Genomic DNA, 6213 nt, shown 5'->3' on the forward strand with positions numbered 1-6213 from the left:
AACCGCCCCCTCTACTGCGCGCGAGCCGGATACTGTCAGTCAGACAGACATCCGGCCCGCGCTTTTTTTGTTTAAGGCCAGGCAAGGATTCGGCGTTTTGGAGAGGTGCATGATATTTTGTAGGGATGTAATCTCGTTTATATGTCGCTTTTTTTGTAATTTTGCATCAAATACGTTTTAACCGACAACCATAGTTAGATAAAATCATGAAACTTACTGAACTGACTGCTATTTCACCTGTTGATGGCCGCTATCGTGGAAAGTGTGAGCGCCTGGATGAATATTTCTCGGAGTATGCGCTGATCCGCTATCGCGTAAAGGTGGAAATCGAGTATTTCATAGCTCTGTGCGAATTGCCTCTGCCTGCTTTGGCCTCTGTGCCGACTGATGTTTTCAGTAAGTTGCGTGAGATTTATGAACAATTTCCCGTGGAGTCGGCTCTTCGCATCAAGGAGATCGAAGGAGTCACCAATCATGATGTAAAAGCTGTCGAGTATTTCCTCAAGGAAAAATTTGACGGACTTGGATTGGAGAAATATAAGGAATATATCCATTTCGGTCTGACTTCACAGGACATCAACAACACATCGGTGCCGATGTCAATCGCCGATGCGCTGAAAGAAGTTTATCGTCCGCGCATTATGGAGCTGATCGAACATCTTGAGGCCAGAGCTGACGAATGGTATGAGATTCCGATGCTTGCCAAGACTCACGGTCAGCCGGCTTCTCCAACACGCCTCGGCAAAGAGATCCGTGTGTTCAGCTATCGTCTGCGCCGCCAGCTTGAGGCTTTGGACGCGGTGTCGATTTCCGGTAAGTTCGGAGGTGCGACCGGCAACTTCAATGCTCACCTCTGTGCTTTCCCTGAAATTGACTGGAGATCGTTCGGCGCTAAATTCCTGAGCGAGAAACTTGGCATTGAGAGGGAAGAATACACTACTCAGATCTCCAATTACGACAATCTTGCCGCTGTGTTTGACGCTCTCGCCAGAATCAACAATATCATTCTTGATCTTGACCGAGACATGTGGATGTACATCTCCATGGAATATTTCAAGCAGAAGATCAAAGAAGGTGAAGTCGGTTCGTCGGCCATGCCTCACAAGGTGAATCCGATCGACTTTGAGAATTCGGAAGGTAATATCGGCATTGCCAACGCTGTATTCGGCCATCTGGCAAGCAAGCTCCCTGTTTCTCGTCTTCAGCGAGACCTGACAGACTCGACTGTGCTCCGTAACATCGGTGTGCCTTTGGCCCACACGCTGATTGCTGTGGCTTCGACCATGAAGGGACTCGGCAAACTGCTGCTCAACCGTCAGGCAATTGACGCCGACCTGGACAATACCTGGAGCGTTGTTGCAGAAGCTATTCAGACAGTGCTTCGCCGCGAGGGCTATCCGAAACCCTATGAGACACTTAAGGCTCTGACCAGAACCAACAGCGCAGTGACGGCAGAAAGCATTGCGGCTTTCATTGAGAACCTTGATGTTACTCCTGAGGTCAAAGATGAACTGAAGAAACTTTCACCCCACAGCTATACCGGCTATTAAGCCGTCTGTGGGAGTGATCTGAAAAGAACGATAGATATAATGGACACCTCGACCAAAATACGCTTTGGGTTTATTGCCGTTTTGTGGCTTGCCCTTTGTTATCTTGTGATAGCCTCGCAGCCGTTTACGCTGTGGGTGGCATTTATTGTCCTCTGTTCAGGAATAGTGGTCTGGGTTCCTCTGTATAAAAAATATGTCAAAAATGGAAAACGGAACAGTAAGGGCTGATTATCCGCTGTTGTCAGGCATAGATTCGCCGGCTGACTTGCGTCGGCTGTCGATGGCCGAGCTCCCGCAGGTTTGCGCCGAGCTGCGTTCGTTTCTGATCAACTCGCTCGCTTCCCATCCGGGACATTTTGCGTCAAGCATGGGGGCCGTAGAGCTGACTGTGGCCCTTCACTACGTGTTCAACACTCCTTATGACAGGATTGTGTGGGATGTCGGGCATCAGGCTTATGGCCACAAGTTGCTTACCGGGCGCCGTGACCAGTTTGAAACAAACAGGACACTCGGCGGATTGAGTGGCTTCCCGAATCCGAAAGAGAGCGAATATGACACTTTTACCGCAGGCCATGCCTCCAACTCGATTTCTGCGGCTTTGGGAATGGCCGTGGCGAGTTCCTTGCGTAAGGATGTCCCGCCACGCCATGTGGTCGCTGTCATTGGTGACGCTTCAATAAGCGGCGGCCTTGCATTCGAAGGACTGAACAATGCGGCCAATTCCAATTCCAACCTGCTGATCATTCTCAACGACAATGACATGTCGATTGACAGGCCGGTCGGATCTCTGAACACCTATCTGGCCCATCTGACAACGTCAAAAGCCTACAACAATCTGCGTTATCGCTTCTCCCGGTTTCTGCGCAGACACAAGCTGGTGACAGACTCCGGCAAAGGGATGATCATGCGCTTCAACAACAGCCTGAAATCTTTGCTGACCAAACAGCAGAACATTTTCGAGGGCCTGAACATCCGCTATTTCGGACCTTTTGACGGCCATGACTTGCAGACGGTTGTCAGTGTGCTTGAGGATATCAAGGATCTGCCAGGACCGCGGATTCTCCATTTGCGCACCATCAAGGGAAAGGGCTATGAGCCGGCGGAAAAGGATCCGTCGACATGGCATGCGCCGGGCCGCTTCGATGCCGGAACAGGCAAAATAATAAAAGACGGGGCCGGCAGACCGCCGAAATATCAGCAGGTGTTCGGAGATACCCTTGTCGAACTTGCCGGAGCAAACGACCGGATCGTAGGTGTTACGGCTGCAATGCTTTCAGGTACCTCGATGAACAGACTGCAACAGGAGTTCCCGGACAGAACCTTTGATGTCGGTATTTCGGAAGGGCATGCAGTCACCTTTGCCGGAGGCCTTGCAAAAGAAGGCATGAAACCCTTTGTGGCCATATATTCTTCATTCATGCAGAGAGCCTTCGATCATATTATCCATGATGTGGCCATCGAGGGCCTTCCGGTTGTATTTTGTCTTGACCGCGCCGGTTTGGTCGGAGAAGATGGCGCAACCCATCATGGCGTCTTTGATCTCAGCTATCTGAGGGCCATTCCGGGAATGACAATCGCTTCACCTCGTAATCTCGACTACCTGCGTCATCTGATGCTGACAGCCCAGGATTTCGATGGTCCGATAGCGATCCGCTATCCTCGTGGCCGAGGTGAAGAAGCTCTGAAGGAGACGATGATGCGCAAGCTGACAGTCGGACAGGGCGAAAGACTGCGTGATGGGAACGACCTTGTTGTTCTTAGCATCGGGCCTGTTGCCGCTGATGTCTCCAAGGCCATAGATAAAGCTCAGGAAGAGCTTGGCATTAAGATTGCCCATTATGACATGATCTTTGTCAAGCCTCTTGATTCGCAGATCATCCGGGAAGTTGCCGATAAGAAATGTCCGGTCATTACGGTTGAAGACGGGGTAGCCGAAGGCGGTCTTGGAAGTGCCGTGACAGAAGCACTGTCCGATCTTGGATTCTCACAGCCGATCCGTCGTCTTGGAGTTCCGGACCGATTTATCGCTCAGGGCACTCCCGCCCAGCTGCACCATCTGTGCGGATTCGATGCAGATGGCATATTTGCCGCAATCAAAGAACTGCATACCCCAAAACAACCCGACAGCACTTCGATTTAATGAAAATAGTGATAGCAGGCTCCGGAGAAGTTGGCACTCATCTGGCTAAACTTCTATCCAATGAGGAGCAGGACATAACTGTGGTCGACAGTGACGGCGAGAAGCTGTCAATGCTTGACGCAAACTATAATCTTCTTACCTTCCGTGGTTCTCCGACTTCGTTCACTACCTTGAAACAAGCCGGAGTCGAGGGGTGTGACCTGTTTATAGCCGTAACTCCTTTCGAGACACGAAACATTGTCGCGTGTGCCATTGCCAAAAGCCTTGGAGCTGAAAAAACAGTAGCCCGCATTGACAATTATGAGTTCAAAGATCCGGTCAACCGTGAATTTTTCAGCCATATAGGAGCTGACGACATGATCTATCCGGAATATCTGGCCGCATTGGAAGTCATTCAGGCTCTGCGCCATAACTGGGTGCGCCACTGGTTTGAACTCCATGACGGCGAGCTGATACTTGTCGGAGTGAAGTTGCGTGACAATGCCCCTCTTGTCGGAATGCAGCTTAAGGATCTCGGAAGCATAGACCATAATTTCCACGTCGCAGCAATCAAGCGAGACCATGAGACAATCATCCCTGGCGGTTTTGACCGTTTGCAGAGCAATGATATAGTCTATTTCATGACGCGTCGCGACCATGTAGACTCGCTTGTCGATCTTTGCGGCAAGAAGCAGCAGAGAATCCGCGATGTCCTGATCATGGGAGGCAGCCGCATTGCCATACGTCTCTGTGCAATGGCCGGAGATGAATTCAACTTCAAGATCATGGACATCGACCGGGACCGGTGCCTGAGACTTTCGGAACGATGCCCGGATGCGCATATTATCAATGCTGATGCCCGCGATACCGATGCCTTGCTTGAGGCCGGCATTTCTGACATGGATGCATTCATCGCATTGGCCGACAGCAGCGAGACGAACATTCTTACCTGCCTGTCAGCCAAAGAACTTGGCGTTTTCAAAACGATTGCCGAGGTGGAGAACCTCCAGTTTATCTCTGAAGCTGAAGGCCTCAATATCGGCACAATCATCAATAAAAAACTCCTGGCATCATCTCGTATTTTCCAGATGCTGCTTGACAGTGACACCTCAACTTCAAAATGTCTGGCACTCGCTGATGCTGAAGTTGCGGAAATCGTGGCTGGAGAAGGATCAAAAATCACCCGCGGACCGGTCAAGGATCTGCGTCTGTCGCGTGACATGACAATCGCAGGTCTCATCCGTGACGGCAAAGGCCATCTGGTGTCAGGTAATACCGTCATAGCGCCTGGCGACCGAGTTGTGGTGTTTACACTCAGTGGACTGCTCCACAAAGTTGAAAAATTATTCAAGTAGGTCTTAAATGAGGTTAAAGGACTCTGCATCGACAATCAATTTCCGGGTGCTGCTGCGTATCATCGGGCTTCTTCTCATCATTGAAGGCGCTTTTCTTTCTGTACCCTTAGTCACATCCTTGATTTATGGCGAAAGGGACTGGATGAATTTCCTGCTGACGATGGGACTGACACTGACCGCAGGCTCTCTGATGACTTTTTGCATCCGCCCGCGCAGCCCGCGTATGGCCAAGCGTGAAGGATTCCTGCTGACGGCTCTCGTATGGGTCTTTTTCTCGATATTCGGAATGCTCCCGTTCATGATGATGGAGACCGATCCGCTTTCGATTTCTGACGCATTCTTTGAGGCTATGTCGGGATTCACGACAACAGGCGCTACGGTGATGGGGTCGATCAGTCATCTGAGTCATGGGGTTGTCATCTGGCGCAGTCTGATGCAGTGGATCGGAGGTATGGGTATCATCCTGTTCACATTGGCGGTGGTGCCGATGCTCAACCATTCGGGAGGAATGCAGATGTTCAATGCCGAGGTTACCGGTATCACCCATGACAAGTTGCGTCCGCGCATCTCGCAGACTGCCAAGGGGCTGTGGCTGATATATATAGTCCTGACCGTAGTGCTGTTCGTATTGCTGATAATAGGGCCGATGAACACATTTGAGGCCCTGTGTCATGCATTCAGCACCATGTCGACAGGCGGTTTCTCTACGGCTGATGACAGTATCGAGGCCTGGGACTCGGTTTACATCCAAAGCGTCATGACAGTGTTTATGTTCCTTGGCGGAACGAGCTTCGTGCTGCTCTATCGCGCTGCCCACGGAGATTTCAAACCGATCTGGCGGAATGACGTGTTCAGAACCTATGTCGGCATAATTTTTGGCTGCTATATACTTTTTGTAATAGCCATATTCCGTAACGGTCAGGCACATTCACTCAAGTCGGTGACACTTGACCCGCTTTTTCAGATCATATCGACGATCACCTCGACCGGTTATGAAGTTTCGGCCTTTTCGTCATGGGGAACTTTCGTCCTTTCTCTGGCTTTCGCTCTGATGTTTTTCGGATCATGTGCCGGATCTACCAGCGGTGGTGCGAAGATTGACCGCCTGATCTATCTGCTGAAAAACTGCCGCAATGAGATTGTCCGTTCCATACACCCCAACAATATATTGACCGTCAGAGTCAATGAC

The 6213-nt window shown here is 50.6% G+C and carries 4 protein-coding genes; all 4 read left to right on the top strand.

Features of this window, described 5'->3' with window-relative positions:
- The first annotated feature begins 206 nt into the window (after window positions 1-206).
- A complete protein-coding gene (purB, locus tag K2H17_RS00285) occupies window positions 207-1550 on the top strand; it encodes an adenylosuccinate lyase (protein WP_300130057.1) in 1344 nt (447 codons plus the stop codon).
- Window positions 1551-1752: 202 nt separating this feature from the next.
- The gene (gene dxs, locus K2H17_RS00290) at window positions 1753-3690 is read left to right on the top strand and encodes a 1-deoxy-D-xylulose-5-phosphate synthase (protein ID WP_300130058.1); all 1938 of its coding nucleotides are present in this window, start codon (window positions 1753-1755) and stop codon (window positions 3688-3690) included.
- Window positions 3690-5024, top strand: a complete 1335-nt coding sequence (gene trkA / locus K2H17_RS00295) for a Trk system potassium transporter TrkA (RefSeq protein ID WP_300130060.1) — start codon at window positions 3690-3692, stop codon at window positions 5022-5024. The genes dxs and trkA overlap by 1 nt, the downstream gene beginning before the upstream one ends.
- 7 nt (window positions 5025-5031) lie before the next feature.
- The coding region (locus K2H17_RS00300; protein WP_300130062.1) for a potassium transporter TrkG at window positions 5032-6213 on the top strand (1182 nt) is incomplete at its 3' end.

The sequence above is a fragment of the Duncaniella sp. genome, from assembly GCF_029054785.1.
GTDB lineage: Bacteria > Bacteroidota > Bacteroidia > Bacteroidales > Muribaculaceae > Duncaniella.